We start from the raw sequence: 2155 nt of genomic DNA, 5'->3' as shown, positions 1-2155 counted from the left end.
CCGCACCGACGACCGGGGTATCACCCCGGCCTTCCACGACCATGTCGCCGCGACCGTACGTCGTGCGCTCGTCGAGCACGAGGGTGACGTCCTGGTCTTCGTTCCGGGTGTCGCGGAGGTCGAGGCGACCGTACGCCGCCTTGCCGGGGTGGACGCGTCCGTCCACGCCCTGCACGGACGTCTGTCCGGCGCCGAGCAGGATCGTGCGCTCAGCGAAGGCCCGCGTCGACGAGTGATCGTCTCGACCGCGGTCGCCGAGTCCTCGCTGACGGTACCTGGGGTACGTGTCGTGGTCGATGCCGGATTCTCGCGCGAGCCGCGCACTGACCACCGTCGCGGACTGGCTTCTCTGGTCACCGTCGCGGTGAGCCGGGCAGCGGCCGAGCAGCGGGCTGGTCGGGCCGGACGGCTGGGGCCGGGCGCCGTGCTGCGTTGTTGGTCCGAGGCGGAGCACGCGCATCTGGCCGCTCACCCGGAGCCCGAGATCGCGACCGCCGATCTGACGGCCTTCGCCCTGGAGGTGGCGTGCTGGGGCAGTGACGATGTGCACGACCTGGCGCTCCTCGACCAGCCACCGGCGCATGCGATGTCGGCAGCCAAGGAGGTGCTGGTGGATCTGGGGGCGATGACCGAGGACGGGAGAGCCACCCCGCGGGGCCGGGTGATCGCCGGCGTACCGGCCGATCCCAGGCTGGCGCGTGCCCTCATCGACGGGGCTGGTCTCGTCGGGGCCAGGCGCGCCTCAGAGGTGGTCGCGATGTTGAGCGAGGACGTGCGCGCTCCCGGCGGGGACCTGGTTGCCGCGCTCCGGTCGCTGCGCGCCGGACAGGGGGCAGGCTCGTGGCGCGGCCAGGTCGCCCGGTTGGAGAAGGTCGTCGGGAAGCAGGGCACCGACGGCCGAGCACTCACCGATGACGTGGCGGTGGGGCTGGTGGTGGCCCTGGCGCATCCGGGCCGGATTGCGCGCAAGCGCTCGAGTTCCGCGAGCTACCTGATGGCGTCCGGGACGGGCGCGGCGCTCGATCCGCGTGCTTCGGGGCCCTTGGTCGGACTGGAGTGGCTCGCGGTCGGCGACGCGGAGCGGCGGCCCGGGCAACGTGAAGCACGGATCCGGGCGGCGGCCCCGCTCACCGAGGACCTCGCGCTGGAGGCGGCCGGGTCCCTGTGGACCGAGGTGGACGAGGTCACCTGGACCGGAGGGCGGGTGCTGGCTCGCCGACGTACGCTGCTGGGTGCGATCGAGGTCCGCTCCGTCCCGCTCAGCGATCCACCGGCCCACGCCGTGACCGACGCCATCCGAGAGGCGGTGGCGAGGGAGGGAATCGCTCTCTTCGCCTGGTCGGAGGCGGCCACGGCGCTGCGCGCCCGCCTCGACTTCCTGCACCGTGCGCTCGGTGACCCGTGGCCCGATGTGAGCGACGTGGCACTGACGCAGAACCTCCAATCGTGGCTCGGGCCCCAGCTGGCGCGGGTTCGCTCGGCCCAGGATCTTCGTCGCGTCGACGTGGCTGCCGCGCTGCGGGCGATGGTGCCGTGGCCGCAGGCAGGCAGGCTCGACGATCTGGCTCCCGAGCGAGTGCAGGTCCCCAGTGGGTCGAGCGTGCGGATCGACTACTCCGCCGAACAACCGGTGCTCGCTGTGCGAATCCAAGAGGTCTTCGGCTGGACCGCAGCGCCGGTCCTCGCGGACGGCCAGGTCCCGCTCCTGCTGCATCTGCTCTCCCCCGCGCGACGCCCAGCAGCCGTCACCGCAGACCTGGAGTCCTTCTGGGACAACGGCTACCCCGGCGTTCGTGCTGATCTGCGCGGGCGCTATCCCAAGCACGCCTGGCCGGAGGATCCCCGCAGCGCACCAGCCACCGCGCGTACGAACAGTCCCCGCCGCCGAAGATGAGCGGCGGGTCGGCTCGCCTGGAGGATAGCGTCTGGGTGTGCCCAGTCCTCGCCGATCCAGTGCTCGTCGCCGCGGCGGGCGTCCGCGCCGGAGCGGGACGCGACATCCGAAGCGGCCGTTGCCGGCCGTCGGCCCGGGCGAGCGGCTGTGGGTGCTCGACGTCCCCTACGGCACCCAGGTCGAGGGCGCCACGTGGCACCCGGGAGTCAAGACCCACCTGTACGTCGGGCACGCTGTGCCGGCGCACCTCGCGCCCTACGC

2 protein-coding genes are annotated in these 2155 nt (G+C 72.9%); both read left to right on the top strand.

The genetic code is table 11. The features are described from left to right. Nucleotides 1-1894 (top strand): ATP-dependent RNA helicase (locus tag ABT304_RS30815; protein WP_350721238.1); only part of this gene is annotated, 1894 nt, incomplete at its 5' end. A 37-nt stretch (nucleotides 1895-1931) separates the two neighbouring features. Further along, on the top strand, nucleotides 1932-2155 hold a 224-nt coding region (locus ABT304_RS30810; protein ID WP_350721236.1), incomplete at its 3' end, for a hypothetical protein.

The sequence above is a fragment of the Nocardioides sp. NPDC000445 genome, assembly GCF_040300245.1.
Taxonomy (GTDB): Bacteria; Actinomycetota; Actinomycetes; order Propionibacteriales; family Nocardioidaceae; genus Nocardioides.
Note: the sequence above shows the minus strand (reverse complement) of the source record. Positions and strands in the feature narration are given on the sequence as shown.